Below are 24,047 nucleotides of genomic sequence, written 5' to 3'. Positions count from 1 at the left end.
GCCGCCCCGCTTCAGCCAATTACTTGGCGCCTTGGCTCAAGCTGAACACATAGGCAGACAACAAATGAACCTTAGCTTCGCCGAGAAAATCTTTCCAGGCCGGCATCTGGTTCTGACGCCCCTTGGTAATCGTCTCGGTGATGGTCGCTTCGGAAGAACCGTACAACCAAACCTTATCGGTTAGATTCGGCGCGCCAACAGCCTGGGTACCCTTGGCATCCATACCGTGGCATCCAACGCAACCAGCGGAAGTGAAGGTTTCCTTGCCCTTTGCTGCACGAACAGAGTCGCTCGGCAGACCGGACAGGGAGCGCACGAAGTTGGCCAGATCCTTGATGGTATCAGCACCCAGTTGTTCGTGCGGCGGCATGATACCCATACGACCGTTCGAGATGGTTTCCTTGATTTGCTCCGGCTCACCGCCATACTGCCAGTCAGTATCGGTTAGATTCGGGAAGCCCTTGGCACCACGCGCATCAGCACCATGACACTGCATGCAGTAGGTCAGGAACAGGCGCTTACCCATTTCCATGGCTTGCTTGTCACCAGCAACTGCCTTGATATCCATGGCCATGTACTTGTCGAACAGCGGCTTAACTGCAGCATCCATCTTGTCAACTTCAGCCTTGTGCTGACCGACTGCCGTCCAGTTCAGGATGCCTTTATTGTTCCCCAGGCCCGGGTACAGCGCCAGATAAACAAAGGCAAATACCACGGTAATGATGAACAACCAACTCCACCACTTGGGCATTGGATTGTTGTATTCCTCAAGGGTTTCATCCCAGACATGACCCATGGTCTTGCCCGGAGTGAAGGTCGCCTTGCCCTGCATGTAGAGAAGAATTGCGCAGGCGAGAATACTACCCACCACAATCACAATCACGTACATGTTCCAAAAATCGCTAACGAAATCGCTCATTTGCTTTCCTTTATATCAGCGCGGGTGCGACGTTTTGGACGCCACACCTTCGTCATCATGTTCTGCGAACGGCAGATTAGCAGCTTCCTCAAACCCCTTCTTGCTGCTCTTGCCATAAGCCCACCCCACAATCCCGAGAAAGCAGAGCAACCCCAGAACCGTGGTGATAGAACGCAGATCGTTGATGTCCATGGCTATTACTTGACGTTCTTCAGCGCCGTACCCATACCCTGCAGGTAGGCAATCAGGACGTCCAGCTCGGTCTTGTCGCCGATAGCGGCCTTGGCGCCCTTGATTTCCTCATCCGTATAGGTCGGAATACCACGGGCGTTAGCAAAACTACGCATGACCTGCATCTTCTTCTCGACATCTGCACCAACCGAATCCTTGGCCTTGGTATTTGCCAGGAAGGCAAATGCCGGCATATTGGACTCAGGAACCACGTCGCGCGGATTCATCAGGTGGGCACGCTGCCATTCGTCGGAGTAACGGCCACCAACGCGAGCCAGATCCGGGCCGGTACGCTTGGACCCCCACTGGAACGGGTGATCGTAGACGTACTCGCCAGCCACAGAATAATGACCGTAACGCTCGGTTTCAGCGCGGAACGGACGAATCATCTGCGAGTGGCAAAGGAAGCAACCTTCGCGAACGTAAATGTCGCGGCCAACCAGACGCACCGCATCGTAAGGCTTCACACCCTCAACCGGCGTCGTGGTCGATTTCTGGAAGAACAGCGGAACGATTTCGAGCAGGCCACCCCAAATCACGGTAAGCAGCGTCAGTACAATCAGCAGGCCTACGCTCTTTTCAATTTGCTCATGCTTAAGCATTGTTATCTCTCCCTAATCAGGCGTGATGACCAGCCGGAGCGATCACCGGCATATCCTGAGTCTTGCCGCCAGCCATGGTCTTGAACATGTTGAAAGCCATGATCAGCATGCCAGACAGGAACAGGACACCACCCAGCCAACGGATCGCCCAGAACGGGTAGGAGCCCTTGACGGATTCGACGAAGCTGTAAGCCAGCGTACCGTCGGCATTAACCGCACGCCACATCAAGCCCTGCATCACACCGGCAATCCACATGGAGGCGATATACAGAACGGTACCGATGGTAGCGATCCAGAAGTGGGTTGTGACCAGCTTGGTGCTGTACATCTCGGTCTTGCCGAAAAGCTTCGGCAGCAGGTAATAGATGGAACCAATGGAAACCATGGCCACCCAGCCCAAAGCACCGGAGTGCACGTGACCGACGGTCCAGTCCGTGTAGTGCGACAGCGCATTGACAGTCTTGATCGACATCATCGGACCTTCGAAGGTAGACATACCGTAGAAAGACAATGAAGTGATCAGGAACTTCAGGATGGGGTCGTCGCGCAACTTATGCCAGGCACCCGACAGGGTCATGATGCCGTTGATCATGCCACCCCAGGACGGAGCCAGCAGAATCAGGGAGAACACCATACCGACCGACTGAGTCCAATCCGGCAGCGCGGTGTAGTGCAGGTGGTGAGGACCAGCCCACATGTAGGTAAAGATCAGGGCCCAGAAGTGGACCACAGACAGGCGATAGGAGTAAACCGGACGACCAGCCTGCTTCGGCACAAAGTAGTACATCATGCCCAGGAAGCCAGCGGTCAGGAAGAAGCCCACGGCGTTGTGACCATACCACCACTGAATCATCGCATCCTGCACGCCAGAATAGACCGAATAGGACTTGGTCAGCGTAATCGGCATGGCAGCACTATTAACCAGATGCAGCAGCGCGACAGCGATGATGAAAGCACCGAAGAACCAGTTGGCTACGTAGATATGAGAAACCGTACGCTTGGCGATCGTTCCGAAGAAGACCAGCGCATAAGAAACCCAGACCAGCGTGATCAGGATGTCGATCGGCCACTCCAGCTCTGCGTATTCCTTGCCCTGACTCATACCCAAAGGCAGCGTGATTGCAGCAGCCAAAATGACAAGCTGCCAACCCCAGAAGGTAAAGGGAACCAGCGGACCACCCCAAAGACGGGCATGGCTGGTGCGCTGAACACACCAGTAAGAAGTTGCGAACAAAGCACAGCCACCAAACGCAAAAATAACCGCGTTGGTATGCAACGGACGCAGGCGCCCGAAGTGCAACCACGGACCAAAATTCAATTCCGGCCAGACTAGTTGAGCTGCAATGATGACACCGACAAGCATGCCGACGATGCCCCAGATGACAGTCATGACGGCGAATTGCCGTACGACCTTATCGTTATATGTGGTTTGCGTTCCAGACATGAACCCACCTCTCGTTAATAAAAAACGGAATGCCCACCTCCCTGAAACCAAGGGGGCACATAGAAACGGATGTTATTCTAGTTGAGAGGGGCCGATTTGACCTAGATCAACCTACCGATTATCTAAGTGCAATTAGTCCGAATTAGCTAGTCGCGACGGCAAGCGGTCTGCAAGTAGACAAAAAAAGGGTGCGTCGCAACGCACCCCAACCCCAACAGAGAATCGCAGCGAAACTCGCGTTTCGCAATGACGCCATATTGCCGTTGCGCGCGCACCGGCACGTTGACACAGGTCAAACTTTCTCTGCTTTATCGGATTCGGGCTGTTCAACTGGCTTTGGGGGGGGATTATCGTCCATCAAGATGCGAAACCCCGGCCCCTCCAGGTCATCAAACTGACCGCTGCGCACAGACCACCAAAAAGCCAAGGCGATCCCAAACACCAGGATCACCGAAACAGGAATCAGAAGATAAACACTTTCCATCAGTCAGTCTCCACGCGTTGAATACGCAGTGAATTGAGCACGACCAGCAATGAACTGGCCGACATACCGATACCTGCCAACCAAGGGGTCACATAACCACCAATCGCCAAGGGCAGTGCAATGAAATTGTACGCGAAGGACCACCAGAGATTCTGACGGATAACCAGCAGGGTTTTCCGGGCACGGCGCAAACCATAGCGCAGATGATCGAGATTTTCGGAAAGGAGGACGAAATCGGACTGGGTTCGGGCTAGCTGGGCACCGCCCCCCATCGCCACTGAAACCTGCGCCTGAGCCAACACCGGCGCGTCATTGACCCCATCGCCGACCATGGCTACCAGCGCCCCTTCCGCCTGCAATCTCTTCACGCAATCATGCTTGCCCTGAGGCGTTACGCCAGCCCGGACATCGTCAATGCCCAATGAAGCCGCAACACGATTGGCCACCGAGGCCGCATCGCCACTCAAAAGCACGACTTTTTTGCCAGCCGCGAGCAACTCCGAAATCAAGGAAGCTGACTCCGGCCTAAGTTCGTCACCGATCCGGAAAAGCGCCAGGCAGCCTGTTTCGTCGCCGAGAACGACGACGGTATCGCCACTTTCCAGCCAGGCAGCCGCTGCGTCAGGCAAAGCTCCAGTCCCCAAGCCCAAGGCATATTCTGGTCGGCCGATCCGGTACCGCCGCCCCGCCACGAGGGCTTCGATGCCCTGCCCTGGCTCGCTGAGCGCCGCCGAAATCTCCGGCAATTGCGCCCCTGCCGCACGACGCAAGGCTGTAGCAACAGGGTGCTCGGAGGCATGCTCGAGGGCAGCAGCGATTGCTAGACACTCATCCTTGCCCAAGCCTGCAACCGGGAGCACATCCACCAAATGCATGCGCCCCGTCGTCAACGTACCGGTTTTGTCGAAAACGAAATGCGTAGCCCGGGCCAGCGTTTCGATGGCATGACCTCGTGTAACCAGCAAACCATCCTTGGCCAGAGCACCTGCCGAAACGGTCAACGCAATCGGCGTGGCCAGCGACAAGGCACACGGGCAGGTAACGACCAGCACGGATACCGTAATCCACAAAGCCTTCGATGGATCGACGAAATACCAGCCGATGGCAACAAAAACGGCGACGGCCAGCAGCACGGCGACGAAATAGCTGGCAATGCGGTCAGCCAATTCGACGATTTTGGGTTTTTCCGCGGCCGCCCTCTCCATTAACTGGATGATTGCCGACAAACGCGTTCCTTCTCCAACCTGATCAACCCGCACGACCAGGGGACTTTCTGCATTGATTGCCCCGCCGGTTACTGCATCACCCGGCGACTTCGGCACCGGCTTGCTTTCCCCCGTCAACAACGACTCGTTGGCACAACTGATCCCGTCGATAACCCGGCCATCGGCCGGCACAATGTCGCCAGCCCGCACCAGCACATAGTCACCGGGATGCAAATCCGCCACAACGCACTGCTCGGTGGTTCGATCCGATGGAAATCCAGGCATTTTCTGGGCAAAAGCCGGCATCAACTTGGCCAGCGCCTCGGTCACACTCAGCGCCTTTTGGCGGGCGGTCATTTCCAGAAAACGTCCGCCAAGAAGGAAGAATATGAACATCGTGACCGAGTCGAAATAGACCTCACCGGCCTGCATGAAGGTCGCCCAGCAACTGGCCAGAAATGCGGCGCCAACACCAAGCGCGACAGGAACATCCATCCCCACGCGGCGCAGCTTGATGTCCCGCCAGGCATTACGGAAGAAAGGTGCTGAGGAATAAAAAATGACGGGCAAGGTCAGCAGCAAACTGGCCCAGCGCATCAGGCTTTCTATGTCGGGCGCCATATCGCCATCAGCGATGTAGACCGGATAGGCGTACATCATCACCTGCATCATGCCGAACCCTGCCACCCAAAGACGCCACAGCGCGCCGCGCCGCTCCTTGCGGGAAATTTCCTCGTTTTTCGCCGCATCGTAGGGGTAGGCCCGATAGCCAATGGCAGCAATAGCGCCAAGGATGTCCGACAGCTTGATGCGGGTTTCGTCCCAACGCACGCGCGCTCGGCGTGTCGTGTAGTTGATATCCATTGCCGTCACGCCCGGCAGATGCCCAATGTGCTGTTCATTCAGCCAGATGCAGGCGGCGCAGGTAATACCCTCAAGCAGCAGGGAAGCCTCGCGCTCATTCTGGCCAAGTTCCTTGACAAAACTTTTCTGGAATTCGGCATGGTCGAACAAGGCAAGCTGGTCGAGCACAGCCGGCATCGCCTCACGTGGCGATTCGGGCAAGGAATCGCGACTGCGATAATAGTCTTCCAGGCCATTCTCAACGATGGATTGGGCCACCGCCTGGCAACCAAAGCAACACATCGCCCGCGGCTCGCCACCAATCTTCACCGACAGATCGACATTATCGGGAATGGGCAGGCCACAGTGATAACAGGAAGCTTGGGGCATAAATACAAAAAAGGCACCGAAGTGCCTTTTAGATCAAGGGCGGAGCCGAAGTATAGTTTATTTGGCGCCCATCCGGATCGCACCATCCAAGCGGATCACTTCGCCGTTCAGGTAGGCGTTTTCGGCGATGTGCCGAACCAGCGCCGCGTATTCGGCTGGTTTGCCCATGCGGGTCGGGAACGGAACCATCTTGTTCAGCCCATCTTGGACTTCAGGCGGCATACCCAGCAACATCGGCGTTTCCATAATGCCCGGGGCGATGGTCATGCAGCGGATACCGCTACGCGCCAGTTCGCGAGCAACGGGAAGCGTCAGCGCAACAATGCCGCCCTTCGAAGCCGCATACGCAGCCTGTCCAAGCTGCCCTTCGTAAGCAGCAACCGAGGCCGTATTCACGATCACGCCCCGCTCACCGCCGGCATCAGGCGCGTTTTTCATCATCGCGTCTGCGGCCAGGCGAATCATATTGAAGGTGCCAACCAGGTTGATGTTGATAACCTTGGCGAAACTTTCCAGTTTGTGCGGCCCTTCCTTGCCCACGACTTTCTCTGCCGGCGCTACGCCCGCACAATTGACCAGCCCGTGCAGGGCGCCAAATTTGGAAATCGCCGTATTGATCGCATTGACTGCGGAGGCCTCGCTGGCAACGTCCGTTTCAACGAAACATGCACCGTCACCCAGATCGGCAGCCTGCTTCTCACCGGCCTGCCGATTGAGATCGACCAGCACCACCTTGGCCCCGGCTTCAGCCAAAGCTACCGCCGTTGCCGCCCCCAAGCCTGAGCCGGCACCGGTCACCAGAAACACTTTATCCTTGATTTGCATTGTCACTCCTCCTCAAAACCCGACATCACTCCAGACGGTACCGTATGGAAAAACGACATATTACTCCCGGATTCAGCAAAGGAAAAAGCCCCTGTTTCATAGTGGTGCTATGATGAAAAAATAGATCAGCCATCAAAGCGCTCCCACCATGTTCGATCAGCCAGCATCTGGCAAAAACAGGCCGACCGTGCTCGTCATCGCCCCTTCTGCCGCGAATCGGGGGCAGATTTGCGAGTGCCTTCATCAGTTGCCGGATATCCGGACGGTCGCCACCGGGGAGGGCGAGCAGGCCCTGAAGATTATTCAGGAAACCTGGCCCAGCATGGTTTTGCTGGACGATGCGCTGCAGGGTATCGATGGCATTTCGCTGACCCGGACCATCCGCACTTGGGAGCAATCAAGAGACGAAGCCGGCTTTTCGCCATGGACGCCTATCGTCCTGCTCTCTTCGGTCAATGATGAAGACATTCTGGCCAAAGGCATCCTGGCCGGCGCCGACGACTTCCTTTACAAACCCGTCTCGGAAGTTGTCCTGCTGGCCAAGGTCAGGGCCATGCTCCGCATCGCAACCAGACAGCAGGAAATCTGCGCGGTGCACCGGCAGCTCAAGGAAATCGCCATTCTGGACAGCCTGACCGGCATCCCGAATCGCCGGCACTTTGATGACACTCTGGCCGCCGAATGGAAACGCTGCATTCGGACCGAAACGCCACTCAGCATCGTTATCAGCGACGTCGACTTTTTCAAACAATTCAACGACATATACGGCCACCAAGCCGGCGATGTCTGCCTCAAAGCTGTCGCCAGCTCACTCAGTGAATCCCTCTTCAGGGTTGAAGATACCGTGGCGCGTTACGGTGGCGAAGAGTTTGTTGCCATCCTGCCCGGCACCGATGCCAATGGCGCCTACGCCGTTGCCGAACGCATGCGCCAGTCCGCCCGCGACCTCTGCATCCCCCATGAGCGCGGTATCGACGGGCGCATTTCCTGCAGCTTTGGCGTCGCCAGCACATGCCCCAGTGCAGACAAGGCACCACAGCAATTGCTCAGAACTGCGGATGCCGGTCTGTATGCAGCCAAACGCGCCGGCAGAAACCGTGTGGCATTCAAGCAGTAACCCGCTCCCTTTTTACGCGGCGGATCGAGCACTCCGTCAGCGACGCGGTAATCCGTCAGCCTGACTGCGGCCCAGGAGCCACTGAAACGGACAAGCTAGCAAAATGCCAAGGCCAGAATGGCCGGGTCATCAAGTAAGTTCAGCAGGGCATAACCCGCTACGCGATGAGCGATCATCCACAGCTGAGAAGAAATTCTGAGCACACCTTCGAGCATGTCCAAGCACTTTCCACCACTGATCGTTGCCCTGCCGCGTTGGCCAAACCGGCCACACCGAGGCCACAAAGAGCCGAAGGGCAAAAAGCCTAGTTTTAAAAACGGGCTGAGTAAATGAAAAAGCCCACACGAGGTGGGCTAAATCAATATGGTGCCGCTTGCCGGAATCGAACTGGCGACCTTTTCATTACGAATGAACTGCTCTACCAACTGAGCTAAAGCGGCAAACCAAGGCGGCGGATTGTACAACAGCAGCGCCTTGCGGGCAACAGGCAGCAGACCAAGCTCCTGCCGCCATCGACCGACCTCAACAAACTGGCGAGTCTCACCAGCGGAGACGGGCTAGCCACCACGACATCGCTCGAGCGCCCCCGATCGCCTGTTGCTTTGTTTGTCGCCGAACGCGCAGCCGAGCGGGCGACAACGAGGAACGCTGAAAAGCCGGACAGCATTTGACTTTCGCTGTTTCCGTGGAAAGCAGAGCGTAGAATTGGCGCTTTTTTCAAACCATTTCAGGCAACGCCAAGACCCAATGAATCTGCTTCGCGCGCTGGCCACAGTCAGCGGAATGACCCTTCTGTCGAGAATCCTCGGTTTCGTTCGGGATTTTGTCATTGCTCGCGCCTTTGGCGCAGGACTGGCCACAGACGCTTTTTTTGTCGCCTTCAAACTGCCCAACCTGCTGCGGCGGATGTTTGCCGAAGGGGCTTTTTCCCAGGCATTCGTACCCATCCTGGGCGAATACAAGAACAAGCGCAGTGAAGAAGACACCCGCACACTGGTCGATCACGTCGCCAGCCTGCTGTCGATCATCCTGTTTGCCGTAACTGCCATCGGCATTGCCGCGGCGCCGCTGCTGGTCTGGATCTCCGCTCCGGGTTTTGCCGCAGATGCCGGCAAGTTCGAACTGACAATCACGCTGACCCGCATCGCCTTCCCTTATATATTCTTCATGTCGCTGGTCGCCCTGGCCGGCGGTTTGCTGAACAGCTGGAGCCGCTTCGCGCTGCCGGCCTTTACCCCGGTCCTGCTCAACCTGTCCTTTATCGGCATGGCCTTGTTTGCCGCACCATATTTCGACCCGCCGGTATTGGCACTGGGCTGGGCCGTTTTTCTCGGCGGCCTGTTGCAACTGGCGATCCAGATTCCCGCACTGAAGAAAATTTCGATGCTGCCCCGCCCCTCCCTGAATTGGCGGGCTGCCTGGGCTGACCCCGGGGTGCGCCGGATATTGACGCTGATGGGCCCGGCCGTGGTCGGCGTTTCGGTTTCCCAGGTCAGCTTGCTGATCAACACGATTTTTGCCTCTTTTCTGAAGACCGGCAGCGTTTCCTGGCTCTACTATGCAGACCGTCTGATGGAGTTTCCGTCGGGCATGCTGGGTGCCGCACTGGGCACCATCCTGCTGCCATCGCTGTCGCGTTATCACGCCAGCAACGAACATATCGAATACTCCCGCCTACTCGACTGGGGCTTGCGACTGACCTTGCTGCTCGCCGCGCCGGCAGCGCTCGGACTGGCAATTCTGGCCGTCCCCCTGATCGCCACGCTGTTTTTCCATGGCGCCTTTTCGCCAGACGATGTCTTCCGTACCCGCGAGGCGCTGGTCGCCTACACCGTCGGCCTGACCGGCATGATTCTGGTCAAGGTGCTGGCTCCTGGCTTCTATGCCCGGCAGAACGTGCGAACGCCAGTTCGCATCGCCCTGATCTCGCTGACCGCGACCCAACTGATGAACCTCGCCTTCATTGGCTGGATCGGCCATGCCGGCCTGGCCCTGTCGATCGGGCTGGCGGCGTGCCTGAATGCATTCATGCTCTATCGCGGCCTGCGCCGGCTCGACATCTACGAACCACAGGCTGGCTGGGGCAGTTTTGTGGCGAAACTGGGCGTGGCGCTGGTCGCCATGGGCGGTGTCCTGTGGTTCGGGATGGGTAGGGAAAACAGCTGGCTGCAACTCAGTTTCATCGACCGGATAATTCACCTTGCATGGCTTGTACCACTTGGCGCCATCGTCTATTTCGCTACACTATGGATTCTTGGCTTCCGCCTCGGCGACTTCAAGCGCCGCACAGCCCCATAATCAGGAGAGACTACGATGAAATTGACCAGTGGCAGTTTTGCCGACGGACAAACAATCCCGGGGGATTACTCCTTCTGCATTCCGGACCCGGCTCATCACGTCTGCCTGGGAAGCAACAAGAATCCCCAGCTATCCTGGAGCGACGTTCCGGCCGGGACCAAATCATTTGCTGTCATCTGCCATGATCCGGATGTTCCCAGCCAGGGAGACGACGTTAATCAGGAGGGGCGAAGCGTCCCTGCTTCTTTGCCGCGTGTCGACTTTTTCCACTGGGTTCTGATTGATCTGCCTGCCTCGATCACCAGCCTGAAAGAAGGCGAATTCAGCGGCGAAGTCACACCGCGTGGCAAGCCGGGGCCACAGGCCGCTTACGGCGCCCGCCAGGGCATCAACAACTACACGGACTGGTTTGCCGGCGACAACGACATGCGGGGCGACTACTACGGCTACGACGGCCCGTGCCCGCCCTGGAACGATGAAATCATCCATCGCTACGTTTTCACGGTCTATGCGCTGGATATCGAGCAATTGCCGCTTGCCGGCAAATTTGGCGGCCCGGAAGCCCGCGCCGCCATTCAGGGGCACATCCTGGCCGAAGCCTGCCTGATCGGAACCTATACCCTGAACCGCAAGCTGCTGGGTTAAACCCGGCTAGCAGCAAAAAGGCCATGCTCGGTAGCATGGCCTTTTTATTTGTCCAGTCACCGGTCTTTAGCCGGCCGGAAGCTCGGATTAGCGAATTAGCCCCTTGCAGCCGCCGACGGTATTTCCGGCACAAGGGACAGAGCTTTCGCGGTTGATCAGCCACTTGCCGCCAACCCGGATCATTTCAAGGGTCTTCTGGGTAGTATCGCGGTAAGCATTCGATTGATAAATCTGGCGGAACTCGACAAAAGCACGGTCATTTCCATCCATACGGACTTTCAACTCCTGCACATCGACGTTGATTTCACCGCGAGCGGTAATACGGCTGCGACGAAGTTGCGCCCAGTCCTCACGTGAAAGGCCACCATCCGGCGTAAAGGTCGGCGCATAGAAAGCGGCGTAAGCTGAGTAGTCGCGAGCAGACCACGCAGCAGCCCAAGACCTGACCTGATTCTGGATATCGGCCTCGCCGCCTATCGTAACCGGCACCGGCATGACCATCGGCTTGGCGGCATTCAGTGCGGCCGCCTTGGCATTCAGCTCCTCGCGGTCCGGCTGGCTCAAGGCAATCGGGTCGTTCGGGCAAAGCTGAGCCGGATCGATTTCAGCCAGATCCTTGGCATCCGGAGTTTCCGCATCGAGACGCTGGAGACCGAGGTATTCAAGCAGCGTCCCCATGCCGGCATAGGTCCGCAGATAAGCCAAAGTCAGGTCGGTGTTGGCATTGGCGGCTGAGCGACGGGCAGACAACAGTTCGTTTTCGGTATCGAGCAGGTCAAGCAGGGTGCGTTGTCCAACATTGAACTGATCGCGGTAGGCATCACGAGTCTTTTCGAGGAGGACAACCTGACGTGCCTGATGAACCGACTGCTCCTTGAGACGCAGAACGTCGTTATAGGCGATGAGCAGGGTCTGCCTGGTATCGCGACAAGCTTTTTCACGAAGATCGAACGCCAGGTTCTTTTTCTCGATGGTCTGTTTTTCACGAGCGCGGTCGGAACCGCCATTGAAGAGGTTCCAGCTAACGACAAGTTCGGCCACGTTATAGTCGCGCTGACCGGTATCCCCCAGATAGTTCTTGGTCTGGTCGGTACGGGCGCGGAAGTCGAGCTTCGGTGAATAGGCGGCGCGCCGGGTATTGATTTCATACTGGGCGGCTTCGATGTTTTCGGTAGCAGCCAGCAGCGCCGGATTCTTTTTGTGCAGGGTATCAAGCGCCACCTTGGCCTGCGTTGGGAAGGCGGTGCTGACCAAGGTCGGCGCGACAATGGCGCCATCCGGCTGGGCGCCGACCAGGCGCTGGAAGCGAGCGGTCACGTCATGCAAATTGGCGTTTTCGGTAAGCAGATTGATTTCGGCCAGGGCAAGACGGCTGCCGGCCTGCTCAAAGTCCACCCGACGGCCAACACCACTCTGGGTGCGACGCTGGATCTGGTCGTAGGTCGCCTTGTGCTGGACGTAGTTATCCTTGGCGAGATCGACCAGGAGGCGGTAACGCAGCACATCGAGATAAGCACGCCCGGCTTCGAGCGCGACATTTTCGGAGGCATCGAGCAACTCGTAGTAACGAACCAGCTTAGCCTTGTCGAGCCGACGAACCTCGTTGCGCGTGGCAAAGCCATCGAACAGCATCTGGTTCAGGCTCAGCATGTATCCGCTGCGAGTGTAGTCGCGGTCAGCTGTCGACGGCTGGCGCAGGCTCTCGCGCCCCGAACCGGCTGTCAGGTCAACGCGGGGAAAATAGCCGCCGCGCGCCACACCGATTTCTTCATCGGCCGCTTTGTAATTGTGCCATTTGGAGGTCACTTCCGGGCTATTCAGGACGGCTCTTTGGGCGACATCCTTCAATGTTGCCAGAGCCGGGTTCGATACGGACGGAATCTGAGCGATAGCCGGCATGGCAGCTGCCAGGAAAAGTGAAGCAACGGCGTTGTATTTCATATTGGCACTTGTAAACTCGGTTGAAAAAGCCTCTTCCTTGAGCGTTGCAGCGTGCAAACGCCCTGAAGCAGAAAGAGGCCCCTCTAAATTTGCGCCAATTATAGGTAGCGAGGGCTATCTGATTGTAATAGTTCGTAAATCAAAGGGATAAATACATCACGAAGCCGCGCAAAAAAGCGGGATTTCTTCCGTTGACGTAACTTGACCCGGGTGTTTTCAGCCCGCTGTATATTGATTTACCACCCGGAAAGAGCATTTCCTGGCCGGCAATGAGCTAACGGGGAGAAAGCCAGCCTTCTTCACAAAAAAATGACAATTGGTAGTTCGATGCTAACCAACAGACCAGCCCCCGTTACGTTGCTCGCCCTGATCGTGCCATTGCCCACCTGCACCACCCGGCGGGCGATGGCCAAGCCCAAACCATAGCCATCGTCATCTCGCGGCGCCGCTCCGCGATAGAACGGGGTGAAAATAGCCTCAAGGTCAGCCTCAGCGACACCCGGCCCCTGATCAAGGACGCGGATATGAAATACACCGTCATTCTGCGTCTCGGCCTCTATGCGAACGACGCCACCCGGTGGAGAGAAGCGCAGGGCGTTGCGGACAACGTTCTCGATGGCTCGATGCAGCAGCTCGGTATCGGCCAGAACCTCGGCCATTTTCCCCGGTACATAATCGATCACAACTTGCCGTGCGGCGCCTTCAAAGCGCGCATCCTCAACCAACTGCGCCAGAAGCTCCTCCATGTCGACGGGACTGAGCGCACCGGCACTACCGGCCTCCAGCCGTGACAGGGTCAGCAATTCACCGACGAGCCGATTCATCCGTTCGCTTTCGCGCTCAACACGCGCCAGAAAATCCTCCATCCGCTCGGGCTGCTGTCGGGCCAGACCAACGGCAGCCTGCAAACGGGCCAGTGGCGAGCGCATTTCGTGCGATACATCATGCAGCAGGCGCTTTTGCCCCTCGACGACGGATTGCAGGCGTTCGGTCATACGATCGAAATCGCGCCCGAGATCAGCCAGCTCGTCGCGCCGCTGGCCCATCCCGGGGCCAACGCGTACATCCAGTTCGCCATTGGCCGCCGCATCAAAGCCCTGACGAAGCTGGCGGATCGGCATGGCAAAATACCAGGCCAGCCCGGCCGCACAGAGCACGCTAGCCAGCAGGCCGGCCAAGATGGGAGCAATCGGGAAGCGGATTCCGGGTGGCTCATGCCGCGCCGGTGGGCGCCCCATGCTGTCGCTTGGCCTGTCGAGAGAATCCGCAGGTGGAGCATGGTGTTCAAATTTTTCAGAAAACGGTGGCGGCGGATGCCCTCCTCCGCCCTCCATATGGGCCGGATGAGCATTTCGCTCTACCCAGAACAAGGCCCCCGTTCCAATGACAGCAGCCATTTGCCCGAGCCAGATAAAGAGGAACAACTTCCAGAACAGGCGCCCCACGCTATTCCTTGATTAGCTGATAGCCCTGCCGATACACCGTCTGGATGCACGAGCGACCATCCGGCAAATTGCCAAGCTTGTGACGAATACTCGACAAATGCACGTCGATGCTGCGATCGAAGCGAGCCAAAGGCCGCCCCAGCGCCTGTTCGCAGAGTAGCCCCTTGCTGACCGGGCGCCCGGCATTGCGGGCCAGCACCTCGACGAGATTGAATTCGGTACTGGTCATGTCGACCGGAGCCCCGCCCCACTCGACACGGCGCTGCTCCGGATAGACCGTCAGCGGCCCGGCAACAATCGGCCCACTGGCTGCCTCGACAAGCGTGGTTCGCCGCAGGATGGCCCGCAACCTTGCCGCCAGTTCGCGGGGTTGGCAGGGTTTTGGCACGTAGTCATCGGCACCAAGCTCCAGACCAACGATCCGGTCCATGTCATCGCCCTTGGCCGTCAACATCAACACCGGAACATTGCTGACGGCCCGAATGCGACGCAACACCTCAATGCCGCTGATCCCGGGCATCATCACGTCAAGCGCGACGATCGCGTAGTGCCCGGAGAGCGCCTCGACGACCCCACTCTCTCCGTCATGAACGGCTGTTGCCTCGAAGCCATCCTGATTCAGGTAGTCGCGCAACATGCCCGAAAGCTCGACATCATCATCCACCAGCAAAATATGGGGCATAACTCACACGCTTGATCGGCAAAGGCTGATCATAGCCAAGCCCCTCTGGCTAAACCAGTCGAAGCGCGCTGGCTTTACAGATTTTTACGGGTAAGCGGCAACATTAAGCAGGCGGCAAATATTGCCACCAGCAAAAAACTGCCAACTTTCGCCGGCAAAAGGCCGGTTTTTTGACAGACAAAGGCCGGAACCCCATTTTCTTAACGCAAATTTACCCTGATTAACGCAAAACACCACCAATTTTTACCGATTTTGGCCGATAACTTGCTCAAGTGAATACAGCCCAGCCTGGGCTACCTATTTTTGGCCAAACAATCGGAGGTAATCATGGTCAGCAACCTGAGTAGTTCAACATCGATCAGCCAGCTATTTGCCAAGCTCGATACCAAGAGCCAGGGCTATCTGGAGAAGAGCGACATCGTTTCTGCCTTCAGCAAAATCGGCTCGGATAGCAATACATCCAGCGCCGATGACGTGTTCGCAGCGCTGGATAGCGACAGTGATGGCAAGGTCACTGAAAGCGAGTTTTCGACGACCCTGTCGAAACTCCAGGAAGAACTGGACAACCAGTTCAACCAGATGCGAATGCAAGGACAGGGAGGGCAAAGCCCTCAGGGAATGAGTGGCATGCCGCCCCCGCCGCCCCCTCAGAATGACCAAGGCTTCACCAAGGATGAGCTGACCAGCCAATTGGAGGACATCGGCAGCTCGGACAGCAAGCGTTCCAGCTTTATCTCCAACGCTGTCCAGAATTTTGACGCGGCAGATACCAATGGTGATGGCAAGGTCTCATTTGCCGAAGCCCAGGCTTTGAACAGCAGCTTGTCGGACAGCACGTCGAGTGCCGACAGCGCCACAGCGAGCACGGCAAGCAGTAGTAGCGCCAGCAACACCAATACAAACACCGAAGCTCAGGTGATGAAGAAGATCATGCAACTGATGCACGCCTACGGCGCCGCCAGCGACAACACGAGCAATTCGTCACTGAGCAGCCTGCTTTCCGTCTCGGCCTGACCGGTGCGCAAGGGCCGGCCACGGCCCTTGCTACGCTTTGAGCCAGGCGGCGATTTCATCCTTGCTCGGAATCCGGCCGGAGACCTTGACCACCTCGTCCACCACCAGGGCGGGTGTGGTCATGATCGGGTAGGCCATGATTTCGTCCATCGCCGTCACATGCTCGAAAGTGGCGTTCAGGCCTTGTTCGGTAAGCACTTCGCGGGTCAGTTGCTCCAGACGGTTGCATTTGGCACAACCGGAACCGAGTATCTTGATCAACATGATGATTTCCCTTTCAAACGGTCCGGGCGCGAGAGGTCCGGTCCACTAAATGCAAGGCACCCAGCAACAGGGCAACAAAACCGCCGACCAGCATTGCCAGCAGCCAGAGCGAGGAGCCATCGACCCAGGCGCCGTAGGTCAGGCCGGCCAGCATCGAGAACAGGGCGACGAAGCCGACGTAAGTCCAAGCCTTGAGCTTGCCGATGATGGCGCTGGTGATCAGGATACTCTGCAGGGAAAGCTCCGGGTCGGCCATCAGGTAGGCGATCAGCGGCCCCGGATGCATGCCGAGCGACAGGAACATCTTGGCGATCGGCACCTCGACCAGGGTCGGGAAGTACATGAAGACACCGAAGACGACACCCGCCAGATTGGCCAGAACGGTGTTGCTACCGGCCACGGCCTGTATCCATTCCGGCCGGATGAAGATGCGGATGACACCAACCAGAAAAACACCGACGACCAGCAGCGGAAATATCTGCTTCACGAAACGCCAGGTTTCCCACAACCATTGCTGTACATCCCAGGGATCGAAACGCCTGGCCAGCGGCACCAGAAAGGCACACAGTGCAGCTACCGCGGCGGTTCGCACACTCACCGTCAACAACAAGCCACTCTCCGAAACCCGGACGCCAAGCGCTGCGACGACCAGCGTCAGCGCGGTCAGCCCCAGCGCCACCGGCGTCAGGCGATTGAAGCCGTTATCGACCTGCCCCAGGCCGCGCCAGGCCGCCGCACCGATCAGGGTCAGCAAGGCGATCAGGAACAGCCCCTGCACACTCAGGCCTTCGGCGCCAACCGCTTCATCGACCGGCACCAGCATATCCAGCAGCGACTGCAGCCCGGTAGCACCGTGGATTGGTAACTCGATGCTGAACAACACGGCTTTCAGGAAATCGAGCTTCAGGGTACCGGCGATCAGCAGGGCAACCAGTGCCAGCAGGAAAACCAGCGCCTTTCTCGAAATGCCCTCGCCGGCGCTGAAAGCCTCACTCTGCGCCAGCCTGGCTTCTTCGCCGCGCCGGAAAATGATGGCCATGATCATGCCGATCCCGATGCCGAACGACAGAGCCAGCACGATGCGGGCAATGGCGAAGTCGGCGCCCAAGGCGACGCCGGTATAGGACAAGGCAAGAATGTTGGCGGCCGGCGCGAAGAACAGGAAAGTGATGGCAGGCCCCAACCCGGCGCCCTTCTTGTAGATGCCGGCGAACAAGGGCTGGATGGTGCAGGAACAGACGGCAAGCAAGCTGCCCGCCCCGGCCGCCGCTGGGTAGGACACCCACTTCGAGGCATCCGGTCCAAGGAAGCGGATGATCGACTGCTGCGGCACCAGCGCCGACAGGGCGCCGGCAATGAAAAACGCGGGGACCAGACAGAGCAGCACGTGAGCCGCCAGATACGAGGCCAGCCCACCCAATCCCCCCTGCAGCGCTTCGATGATGATGTTCATGATCTCTTCCCGGCTGGCATGGGCCAGCGATTATTTTGCCTCGTACCACCCCTTGCTGGCATTGACCACGCGCACGACCAGCAACATGACCGGCACTTCAATCAGCACGCCGACCACCGTCGCCAAGGCTGCACCGGATTCGAAACCGAACAGGCTGATCGCCGCAGCCACCGCCAGCTCAAAGAAATTGGAAGCACCGATCAGCGCCGATGGGCACGCGATGTTGTGCTTTTCGCCAACCGCCCGATTCAGCCAGTAGGCCAGCGCCGAGTTGAAGAAGACCTGAATCAGGATGGGCACGGCGAGTAGCGCGATGACCAGTGGTTGACGCAGGATCGCCTCGCCCTGGAAGGCAAACAGCAAGACCAAGGTCAGCAATAGCGCGCAGATCGACCACGGACCGATTTTCGCCATTGCCGCATCGAAGACGGCCTGGCCTCGAGCCAACAACGACCTGCGCCAGAACTGAGCCAGCGCAACTGGAATGACAATGTAGAGCACGACCGAGGTAAGCAGCGTTTCCCACGGCACGGTGATAGCCGAGATGCCGAGCAGGAAGGCGACGATGGGGGCAAAGGCAAAAACCATGATCGTGTCGTTGACCGCCACCTGCGACAGCGTGAACAGCGGATCACCATTCGACAGCCGGCTCCAGACGAAGACCATCGCCGTGCACGGCGCGGCAGCGAGCAGGATCAGACCGGCAATGTAACTATCGAGCTGATCGGCCGGCAGATAGGCAGCAAACAGCTGGCGTACAAACAGCCAGCCGAGAAAAGCCATCGAGAACGGTTTGACCAGCCAATTGACGAACAGCGTGACGCCAATACCCCTGGCGTGCTGCTTCATTTCGCTCAGCGCGCCGAAATCCACCTTGACCAGCATCGGAATGATCATCACCCAGATCAGCAGGCCAACGGGCAGATTGACACGTGCCACCTCCATGCCGCCCACTGCCTGAAAAAACCCGGGGAACACCTGGCCAAACACGATGCCGGTCACGATGCACAGGAATACCCAGATCGTCAGGTAACGCTCAAACCCACTCATCGACAGCCCTTCCGCCCGTTTCATCGTCACTTCGCATTGCGCACTCATACCGCGCCCTCCGCGTGAATGGTCCGGGCCGCTTCGATGATTGCTGCGGTCGACATGGTTTCGAGCGGCAACTGCAAAAAAGCGGCGATCCGCTTTTCCAGTTCACCATAGGCCGTTTCAAAAGCCGCCCGGCGCGCCGCCAGCGGTTCGACGTGGGCTGGATCGGCGACTCCCCAGTGGGCCGTCGCCGGGTGTCCCGGCCAGATCGGGCAAGCCTCACCGGCCGCACTGGCGCAGACCGTGAAGATGAAGTCCAGCGCGGGCGCACCGGGCATAGCAAACTCGTCCCAAGATTTGCTGCGGGCTTCAGGTGGCGGCACGCCGTGCCTTTCCAGCGTTTCCAGCGCGACCGGATTGACCTTGCCGCTTGGCTGGCTACCGGCCGAAAAGGCGCGAATCCGCCCCTGACCCAGATGATTGAACAGCGCCTCGCCAAGAATCGAACGGGCAGAATTGCCGGTGCACAAAACCAGCACATTGAAGGTTTTCATGCGCACTTCTCCGGATTGCAGGACTCGACGACCTCGCCACAACCCAGACCGCCGCAGCAATCTTCGGTCAGGTAGCGCAGCAACTCGTTCATTGCCACATAGTCGGTCGAATAAAAAACAAACCGCCCCTCCTGCCGCGAGGCGGCCAAACCGGCCGCAACCAGTTCCTTCAAGTGAAAAGTCAGGCGGCCATTCGCCTCAACGCCCAGTCCCTCGGCAATGCGCCCGACAGACAAGCCCCCGCCCCCGGCTCGCACCAGCAAGCGGAAGCTTTCCAGACGGGTTTCATGCGCCAGCGCACCAAGCGCGGCGACAGCAAGGTTCGATTCCATATTTCAATAATAATTGAAATATGGAATCTGTACAGCGGAAAATTGGATCGACATCTTGAGCAACCCTGTCGAACGGCAGCTTCGCAGCCACTATGCTGTCGTTGGAGAGTCTTCAATCCACTGACTGCTTTACAGCTGTTTTCTGACGTCCAAGCCAGCTGATGGCCAATTGTTGGTAGAGCTCAGGACTTAGCCGGGCGCTTACAATTTTCGCCAGAAAAGCCACGGCAATCAGGGCAATCACCATTTCATGGCCATCTATCATTTCCATAACAATGATGGCAGATGTGAGGGGGGATTGCGTCACGGCCGCGAGAAATCCAGCCATGAAAATCGCCATCAGGGCACCATGGCCAATATTTCCAAAGAAGCCGCTGGCGACGCTCCCCAGTGCACCACCCACTGCTAGTGAAGGGGCAAAAATCCCGCCGGGAATACCCGAGTAATAGCTGACAAGGGTCGCCAAATAACGCGTAATCGGAGCGTGCCAAGGGAGAGTGATTTCCCCCGATACTGCTTGCGACGTAATTGTGTACCCGCTACCGAAAGACAGTCCGCCGCCAGCCCAACCGATGAATGCGACGAGCAACCCGCAGATACCCGCAAACGCAATGGGGTGTTTGCTCCGCCAAATCCAGGCTGCCATGCTTGGCCGGTTCTGAGGGAGTTGCATCAGATAACTGAACAGCCCGCCCAACAGGCCGCAGGCAACCCCGCCAAGTAGAACGGGGACAGCAAGCGCAATGCTCTGCGGCGCAACCTTGATGTTGCCAAAATAGTTGTAATTACCAAGAAGTGCGACGGAAACCATGCCCGAGAAAATAATCGTGCTCAACAGCACGCCACTGGTTCTCACTTCCAGTCGTCGCCCAAGCTCCTCGATAGCGAAGACGATGCCCGCCAAAGGCGTATTGAACGCGGCAGCAATCCCTGCTGCGCCGCCAGCCAGAATCAGGTCGGAGGCCCTGACAGCCCGAGAGCAGGGAAGCCAGCGATGGGCCGCATGAAGGATGGATGCGGCAATTTGAACAGACGGCCCTTCGCGTCCCGACGAAAAGCCACCCAGCAAAGCCAATGCTCCAACCAGAACCTTGCCCACGGCCAATCGTAAGGACACGAGTCCATGCACCGCATGCCCACCCGCTGCCAGTCGGCGGGCAGCAATGACCTGGGGAATGCCACTACCTTGTGCTCCCGGAAAGATACGTAAGGTGCACCACACCGAGAGCATGCCGATAGCTGGCGCCAACAAGAATGGCAGCCAGGCAAAGCGAGCATAAAGACCAAAAAACAAGTCAAGTGCCAGTTCCGCCAATTTGGCAAACCCAACCACCACAAGCCCTGCTGCGACAGCTGCAATCCAAAGGGTCAGCCTGGTTCGCCACCGGGCGCTACTGAGAATAGAGGCAAGCGGAACACGCGTCATTTTCATGGCGACCTCGGCTCCTCTGGTTGCCCCAAGAGCCATGGGAGTAGCGATGCGCTGCCGGTACTACACTCTTCAGGGGAGCTAGACTTGATGCCATCAGGGCAGGCGTTTACGGGCAATTCGAAGTTTGCTTCCTTGGCCAGTTCGAGCTGATTCTGTGCCGTGTAGGAGTTTCCGCTAAAACCAAACAAGAACGCTGGTTCAGTTCCCGCAATGCTGCGCCCAAATCCGCTATGACACGAGGTCATTTGCCAGCGAGTTTGGCGCTCGATTTCTCCATCGCAACGCAGCACGGCAATGCCTGAAATTTCCTTGCAGTCAGTTATGCCTGAGAGGGCCCCGGCTGGTACCGGAGCAATCAGTTCGCAACGCTTTTTCTTGCTCACCAAGGAAAGACTTAAAGCAGGACCTTCGATGCTTGAAATGGCGATACGCTTGAGGAAGTGCACAGAACCATCAACGAACTTCGCCACTAAAACTCCGCGATATTCCTCCTCTTGACAGGCGGTCAGGACCGCTAGCATCCCGAGTAAGCAGAAGAGTCGCAATAGGTATTGAAGTGCATGCAGCGATGTGTGGCGAAACGTCACGGTAACTTGGATTTACTGAAAAAATGGGGCGGCCCGAAGGTCGCCCAAAGAGTCGCTCAAGCTTCTCGTCGAATTTATTGCGTCTTGCCAGAAAAATCGACGCGACGGTTCTGGCTCCAGCACTTCTCTTCCGGGCAGTCTGCCTTCGGCTTTTCCTTGCCAAAACTGACTGCCTCAACTTTTGCTTCGGGCACACCCAGAATCGTCAAAGCTTTACGCACAGCTTCTGCACGCTTTTGGCCCAGTGACAGGTTGTATTCACTGCTACCGCGTTCATCTGTGTTGCCCTCAAGGCTGACACCCAGCTTGGGGTAACGCTTCAGCAGTTCGGCCTGTTGCTGGAGCAGTGCGTTGTATTCCGTCTTGATGGTGAAGTTGTCGTAATCGAAATAAATGCTCTTGCCAGCCAATTTCTCGGCTGCCTCTTTGAGCTGGCGAGCCTCTAGTTCTGCGGCGGATGGCGCGCTGGCCGTTGCTGCCTTGGGCGCAACAGCAACAGTGGCTACTGCCTCCTCTTTAGGGGAGGATGCGCAACCAACCAATCCAATGGCCAACAAACCTGCAATACCCATCAAACGAAAATTCACAATGCTTCCTTCTGAAAACAAATAGAAAAGGTCACGAGCAACAGACTCGCGCCTCGCGTCTCCTCTGCCTCTCGACACGTTTTATGTTTTTGAAACTACATTGTTCACGAATATAATTTGCGACCCAATGTTTTGCAATGGTTATCCATGGACTCTCGTGCCCAAGAATTGCAGATGAGTGTTTTGCAGCAGTTCCGCGTCATCTACGGAAGCATGCGGCAATACTTTCGTGACATGGAAGATCGATGCGGGCTTCCAGGCTCCCAGATGTGGATTTTGCAAGAAGTTGCTCGCACCCCAGAGATTGGCGTGACTGAGCTCGCCAAAAGAATGGGGATTCACCAATCCACTTGCAGCAACCTGGTCGAGAAGCTGGTAAGCCAAGGCTTCCTGTTGAAGCAAAAGTGCTCAACCGACCTGCGGCGAGTGGGATTGTGCATGACCCAAGAAGGGCGTTCCGCCATGGATAGACTGCCCGGCCCAGCCGAGGGGGTTCTCCCGCATGCGCTCGCGAGCATTCCTACGGTCAGCCTAAAAACATTGGAAATAAATTTAAATGAACTGCTGAAGTTCATGCCGAGCCGAAACGATGTATTTGCTTCGACGCCCTTGGCGGAGATGGTTAATGACTAAGTATGGTCAGCACTCAGTAACACTTGTCGCAATCATTCTGACGCTTTTTTTGGGAGGGTGCTCGACTGAAATTGGGCTGTCTGAACTTCCAAAACAAGAAGAACCGCTGGCGTCAGTAGTTCAAAATGGCCACCAGGCCCCATTACCTCGAAGCACCGGGGCTCGGATAGAAATGCATCGCGATGAGACTGAAGAGGCCCCTGTCATCGCAGAGGAAAATGCCGTGTTTTTCACGCTTGGCTCTGCGGCTCTTAGTCATAGCGGCACACAAAAACTCGAAATCATTGCCGAGCGACTGATAGCCGATAGAACTCTACACGTATTACTTGTTGGTTATGCAAACGACAACGGAAGCAGTTCGTTTAATCTGGCTGTATCTGACAATAGATTAGCAACGGTCGCCGCGTTTCTCCGTAAGCGCGGCGTACATGGGGAACAGATTAGAGTTCAAGCGCTTGGAAGCGAAAAAAACCTATCAAATTGCCGTTCCTCCAAGTGCAGGCAAAAGTTTCGCCGGGTCGATCTTGTGATTCGCAACAAAAAATAGGCGCAATTCATTGCTTGGCCAGCAATTGCAGAGGATATATAGCGATAGGGTTTATAAAAGCGTGCGCTGAATCGCTAATCTCGTAACCAATTTCCACTCTTTTAACCGCAACCACTAGGAGCAAGATGATGAAGAAACTCTGTTTAGCTGCTGCAATCTTGTTTGCCGCAAACCTCGGCGATGCCTTTGCAGCCGACGAAGAAGCACTGGCTAAATCAAAGAACTGCCTTTCCTGCCACGCAGTAGACAAGAAGCTCGTAGGCCCCGCATATAAAGATGTTGCGGCGAAGTACAAAGGGGATAAAGGTGCTGTCGACAAGCTCGCCGCCAAGGTTAAAGCTGGCGGCAAGGGAGTTTGGGGTGAAATTCCGATGCCGCCGAACAACATTACCGACGATGAAGCTAAGCGTCTCGTTGGCTGGGTGCTGTCGCGCAAGTAATCGAGTTTATGGCCTCGGTTACCTAAACTGAGGCCATACAGACCCATCATTGGCTATTGCCTTACTAATGTCAGGTAATCCAAATTCCGGCCAGATGT

At 57.1% G+C, this 24,047-nt stretch carries 26 protein-coding genes and 1 tRNA gene; 7 read left to right on the top strand and 20 right to left on the bottom strand.

What is annotated here, in order from left to right; translation table 11 throughout:
• Positions 1-19: 19 nt before the first annotated feature.
• The 7 genes from ccoP to DARO_RS03680 form a co-directional block, all read right to left on the bottom strand.
• Complete coding sequence (gene ccoP / locus DARO_RS03710; protein ID WP_011286481.1) at positions 20-919, bottom strand: cytochrome-c oxidase, cbb3-type subunit III; 900 nt, start codon at positions 917-919, stop codon at positions 20-22.
• 15 nt (positions 920-934) lie between these two features.
• On the bottom strand, positions 935-1,111 hold the full coding sequence (locus DARO_RS03705) for a CcoQ/FixQ family Cbb3-type cytochrome c oxidase assembly chaperone (RefSeq protein WP_011286480.1): 177 nt from the start codon (positions 1,109-1,111) through the stop codon (positions 935-937).
• 5 nt (positions 1,112-1,116) lie between these two features.
• Positions 1,117-1,758: a cytochrome-c oxidase, cbb3-type subunit II gene (gene ccoO, locus DARO_RS03700; RefSeq protein ID WP_085961220.1), complete on the bottom strand. Its 642-nt coding sequence runs from the start codon at positions 1,756-1,758 to the stop codon at positions 1,117-1,119.
• 10 nt (positions 1,759-1,768) lie between these two features.
• Positions 1,769-3,196, bottom strand: coding sequence for a cytochrome-c oxidase, cbb3-type subunit I (ccoN, locus tag DARO_RS03695; RefSeq protein ID WP_011286478.1), 1,428 nt, complete (start codon positions 3,194-3,196; stop codon positions 1,769-1,771).
• A 292-nt stretch (positions 3,197-3,488) separates the two neighbouring features.
• Positions 3,489-3,680 carry a cbb3-type cytochrome oxidase assembly protein CcoS gene (gene ccoS / locus DARO_RS03690; protein ID WP_011286477.1) on the bottom strand — a complete coding sequence of 64 codons (192 nt, stop codon included), beginning with the start codon at positions 3,678-3,680 and terminating at the stop codon, positions 3,489-3,491.
• Complete coding sequence (locus DARO_RS03685; protein ID WP_011286476.1) at positions 3,680-6,118, bottom strand: heavy metal translocating P-type ATPase; 2,439 nt, start codon at positions 6,116-6,118, stop codon at positions 3,680-3,682. The genes ccoS and DARO_RS03685 overlap by 1 nt, the downstream gene beginning before the upstream one ends.
• 57 nt (positions 6,119-6,175) lie before the next feature.
• On the bottom strand, positions 6,176-6,943 hold the full coding sequence (locus tag DARO_RS03680; protein WP_011286475.1) for a 3-hydroxyacyl-CoA dehydrogenase: 768 nt from the start codon (positions 6,941-6,943) through the stop codon (positions 6,176-6,178).
• A 148-nt stretch (positions 6,944-7,091) separates the two neighbouring features.
• Here DARO_RS03680 and DARO_RS03675 point away from each other — a divergent pair, with 148 nt between their 5' ends.
• Positions 7,092-8,060, top strand: coding sequence for a diguanylate cyclase (locus DARO_RS03675; protein ID WP_011286474.1), 969 nt, complete (start codon positions 7,092-7,094; stop codon positions 8,058-8,060).
• Positions 8,061-8,155: 95 nt separating this feature from the next.
• Here DARO_RS03675 and DARO_RS23235 read toward each other — a convergent pair whose 3' ends face one another.
• Together DARO_RS23235 and DARO_RS03670 are read right to left on the bottom strand one after the other, a co-directional pair.
• Positions 8,156-8,281: a hypothetical protein gene (locus DARO_RS23235; protein WP_497463022.1), complete on the bottom strand. Its 126-nt coding sequence runs from the start codon at positions 8,279-8,281 to the stop codon at positions 8,156-8,158.
• A 143-nt stretch (positions 8,282-8,424) separates the two neighbouring features.
• Positions 8,425-8,500: transfer RNA gene (locus tag DARO_RS03670), tRNA-Thr, on the bottom strand.
• A 307-nt stretch (positions 8,501-8,807) separates the two neighbouring features.
• Between DARO_RS03670 and murJ the strand changes: the two genes are divergently transcribed.
• Together murJ and DARO_RS03660 are read left to right on the top strand one after the other, a co-directional pair.
• Positions 8,808-10,358: a murein biosynthesis integral membrane protein MurJ gene (gene murJ, locus DARO_RS03665; RefSeq protein ID WP_011286473.1), complete on the top strand. Its 1,551-nt coding sequence runs from the start codon at positions 8,808-8,810 to the stop codon at positions 10,356-10,358.
• Positions 10,359-10,373: 15 nt separating this feature from the next.
• Complete coding sequence (locus DARO_RS03660) at positions 10,374-11,003, top strand: YbhB/YbcL family Raf kinase inhibitor-like protein (protein WP_011286472.1); 630 nt, start codon at positions 10,374-10,376, stop codon at positions 11,001-11,003.
• A gap of 87 nt (positions 11,004-11,090) precedes the next feature.
• Here DARO_RS03660 and DARO_RS03655 read toward each other — a convergent pair whose 3' ends face one another.
• The 3 genes from DARO_RS03655 to DARO_RS03645 all read right to left on the bottom strand — a co-directional run bounded on the left by DARO_RS03655 (position 11,091) and on the right by DARO_RS03645 (position 15,071).
• Complete coding sequence (locus DARO_RS03655; RefSeq protein WP_083761474.1) at positions 11,091-12,944, bottom strand: TolC family outer membrane protein; 1,854 nt, start codon at positions 12,942-12,944, stop codon at positions 11,091-11,093.
• Positions 12,945-13,243: 299 nt separating this feature from the next.
• Positions 13,244-14,182 (bottom strand): ATP-binding protein, encoded by a 939-nt coding sequence (locus tag DARO_RS03650; protein ID WP_198134095.1) that lies wholly within the window; start codon positions 14,180-14,182, stop codon positions 13,244-13,246.
• 208 nt (positions 14,183-14,390) lie between these two features.
• On the bottom strand, positions 14,391-15,071 hold the full coding sequence (locus DARO_RS03645; RefSeq protein ID WP_011286469.1) for a response regulator transcription factor: 681 nt from the start codon (positions 15,069-15,071) through the stop codon (positions 14,391-14,393).
• 327 nt (positions 15,072-15,398) lie between these two features.
• Between DARO_RS03645 and DARO_RS03640 the strand changes: the two genes are divergently transcribed.
• Positions 15,399-16,085 (top strand): EF-hand domain-containing protein, encoded by a 687-nt coding sequence (locus tag DARO_RS03640; protein ID WP_011286468.1) that lies wholly within the window; start codon positions 15,399-15,401, stop codon positions 16,083-16,085.
• A 30-nt stretch (positions 16,086-16,115) separates the two neighbouring features.
• Here DARO_RS03640 and DARO_RS03635 read toward each other — a convergent pair whose 3' ends face one another.
• The 8 genes from DARO_RS03635 to pal all read right to left on the bottom strand — a co-directional run bounded on the left by DARO_RS03635 (position 16,116) and on the right by pal (position 22,350).
• Positions 16,116-16,349, bottom strand: coding sequence for a thioredoxin family protein (locus tag DARO_RS03635; protein WP_011286467.1), 234 nt, complete (start codon positions 16,347-16,349; stop codon positions 16,116-16,118).
• Between the two features lie 13 nt (positions 16,350-16,362).
• Positions 16,363-17,802, bottom strand: a complete 1,440-nt coding sequence (locus DARO_RS03630; RefSeq protein WP_011286466.1) for a permease — start codon at positions 17,800-17,802, stop codon at positions 16,363-16,365.
• 30 nt (positions 17,803-17,832) lie between these two features.
• A complete protein-coding gene (arsB, locus tag DARO_RS03625) occupies positions 17,833-18,900 on the bottom strand; it encodes an ACR3 family arsenite efflux transporter (RefSeq protein ID WP_011286465.1) in 1,068 nt (355 codons plus the stop codon).
• Entirely contained in the window at positions 18,897-19,391 is a 495-nt protein-coding gene (locus DARO_RS03620; RefSeq protein ID WP_011286464.1) for an arsenate reductase ArsC, read from the bottom strand. Before DARO_RS03620 ends, arsB begins: the two co-directional genes overlap by 4 nt.
• Positions 19,388-19,723 (bottom strand): helix-turn-helix domain-containing protein, encoded by a 336-nt coding sequence (locus DARO_RS03615; RefSeq protein WP_011286463.1) that lies wholly within the window; start codon positions 19,721-19,723, stop codon positions 19,388-19,390. The genes DARO_RS03620 and DARO_RS03615 overlap by 4 nt, the downstream gene beginning before the upstream one ends.
• 112 nt (positions 19,724-19,835) lie before the next feature.
• Positions 19,836-21,155 carry a chloride channel protein gene (locus DARO_RS03610; RefSeq protein ID WP_011286462.1) on the bottom strand — a complete coding sequence of 440 codons (1,320 nt, stop codon included), beginning with the start codon at positions 21,153-21,155 and terminating at the stop codon, positions 19,836-19,838.
• Positions 21,152-21,625 (bottom strand): hypothetical protein, encoded by a 474-nt coding sequence (locus DARO_RS03605; protein WP_157037132.1) that lies wholly within the window; start codon positions 21,623-21,625, stop codon positions 21,152-21,154. The genes DARO_RS03610 and DARO_RS03605 overlap by 4 nt, the downstream gene beginning before the upstream one ends.
• Positions 21,626-21,816: 191 nt before the next feature.
• On the bottom strand, positions 21,817-22,350 hold the full coding sequence (gene pal, locus DARO_RS03600) for a peptidoglycan-associated lipoprotein Pal (RefSeq protein WP_497463021.1): 534 nt from the start codon (positions 22,348-22,350) through the stop codon (positions 21,817-21,819).
• A gap of 126 nt (positions 22,351-22,476) precedes the next feature.
• On the opposite strand from pal, the gene DARO_RS03595 reads away from it, so the two are divergent.
• The 3 genes from DARO_RS03595 (at position 22,477) to DARO_RS03585 (ending at position 23,949) form a co-directional block, all read left to right on the top strand.
• Positions 22,477-22,962: a MarR family winged helix-turn-helix transcriptional regulator gene (locus tag DARO_RS03595; protein ID WP_041224190.1), complete on the top strand. Its 486-nt coding sequence runs from the start codon at positions 22,477-22,479 to the stop codon at positions 22,960-22,962.
• On the top strand, positions 22,955-23,509 hold the full coding sequence (locus DARO_RS03590; RefSeq protein ID WP_011286458.1) for an OmpA family protein: 555 nt from the start codon (positions 22,955-22,957) through the stop codon (positions 23,507-23,509). Before DARO_RS03595 ends, DARO_RS03590 begins: the two co-directional genes overlap by 8 nt.
• Before the next feature lie 125 nt (positions 23,510-23,634).
• On the top strand, positions 23,635-23,949 hold the full coding sequence (locus DARO_RS03585) for a c-type cytochrome (protein WP_011286457.1): 315 nt from the start codon (positions 23,635-23,637) through the stop codon (positions 23,947-23,949).
• The last annotated feature ends 98 nt before the right edge of the window (positions 23,950-24,047 follow it).

The sequence above is a fragment of the Dechloromonas aromatica RCB genome (assembly GCF_000012425.1).
Note: the sequence above shows the minus strand (reverse complement) of the source record. Positions and strands in the feature narration are given on the sequence as shown.

Bases quoted from the DNA above. Each gene is read 5' to 3' on its own strand.
- ccoP (WP_011286481.1), bottom strand. From the start codon at position 919: ATGAGCGATTTCGTTAGCGATTTTTGGAACATGTACGTGATTGTGATT.
- DARO_RS03705 (WP_011286480.1), bottom strand. From the start codon at position 1,111: ATGGACATCAACGATCTGCGTTCTATCACCACGGTTCTGGGGTTGCTC.
- ccoN (WP_011286478.1), bottom strand. From the start codon at position 3,196: ATGTCTGGAACGCAAACCACATATAACGATAAGGTCGTACGGCAATTC.
- ccoS (WP_011286477.1), bottom strand. From the start codon at position 3,680: ATGGAAAGTGTTTATCTTCTGATTCCTGTTTCGGTGATCCTGGTGTTT.
- DARO_RS03685 (WP_011286476.1), bottom strand. From the start codon at position 6,118: ATGCCCCAAGCTTCCTGTTATCACTGTGGCCTGCCCATTCCCGATAAT.
- DARO_RS03680 (WP_011286475.1), bottom strand. From the start codon at position 6,943: ATGCAAATCAAGGATAAAGTGTTTCTGGTGACCGGTGCCGGCTCAGGC.
- DARO_RS03675 (WP_011286474.1), top strand. From the start codon at position 7,092: ATGTTCGATCAGCCAGCATCTGGCAAAAACAGGCCGACCGTGCTCGTC.
- murJ (WP_011286473.1), top strand. From the start codon at position 8,808: ATGAATCTGCTTCGCGCGCTGGCCACAGTCAGCGGAATGACCCTTCTG.
- DARO_RS03660 (WP_011286472.1), top strand. From the start codon at position 10,374: ATGAAATTGACCAGTGGCAGTTTTGCCGACGGACAAACAATCCCGGGG.
- DARO_RS03655 (WP_083761474.1), bottom strand. From the start codon at position 12,944: ATGAAATACAACGCCGTTGCTTCACTTTTCCTGGCAGCTGCCATGCCG.
- DARO_RS03650 (WP_198134095.1), bottom strand. From the start codon at position 14,182: ATGGGGCGCCCACCGGCGCGGCATGAGCCACCCGGAATCCGCTTCCCG.
- DARO_RS03645 (WP_011286469.1), bottom strand. From the start codon at position 15,071: ATGCCCCATATTTTGCTGGTGGATGATGATGTCGAGCTTTCGGGCATG.
- DARO_RS03640 (WP_011286468.1), top strand. From the start codon at position 15,399: ATGGTCAGCAACCTGAGTAGTTCAACATCGATCAGCCAGCTATTTGCC.
- DARO_RS03635 (WP_011286467.1), bottom strand. From the start codon at position 16,349: ATGTTGATCAAGATACTCGGTTCCGGTTGTGCCAAATGCAACCGTCTG.
- DARO_RS03630 (WP_011286466.1), bottom strand. From the start codon at position 17,802: ATGAACATCATCATCGAAGCGCTGCAGGGGGGATTGGGTGGGCTGGCC.
- arsB (WP_011286465.1), bottom strand. From the start codon at position 18,900: ATGAGTGCGCAATGCGAAGTGACGATGAAACGGGCGGAAGGGCTGTCG.
- DARO_RS03620 (WP_011286464.1), bottom strand. From the start codon at position 19,391: ATGAAAACCTTCAATGTGCTGGTTTTGTGCACCGGCAATTCTGCCCGT.
- DARO_RS03615 (WP_011286463.1), bottom strand. From the start codon at position 19,723: ATGGAATCGAACCTTGCTGTCGCCGCGCTTGGTGCGCTGGCGCATGAA.
- DARO_RS03610 (WP_011286462.1), bottom strand. From the start codon at position 21,155: ATGAAAATGACGCGTGTTCCGCTTGCCTCTATTCTCAGTAGCGCCCGG.
- DARO_RS03595 (WP_041224190.1), top strand. From the start codon at position 22,477: ATGGACTCTCGTGCCCAAGAATTGCAGATGAGTGTTTTGCAGCAGTTC.
- DARO_RS03590 (WP_011286458.1), top strand. From the start codon at position 22,955: ATGACTAAGTATGGTCAGCACTCAGTAACACTTGTCGCAATCATTCTG.
- DARO_RS03585 (WP_011286457.1), top strand. From the start codon at position 23,635: ATGATGAAGAAACTCTGTTTAGCTGCTGCAATCTTGTTTGCCGCAAAC.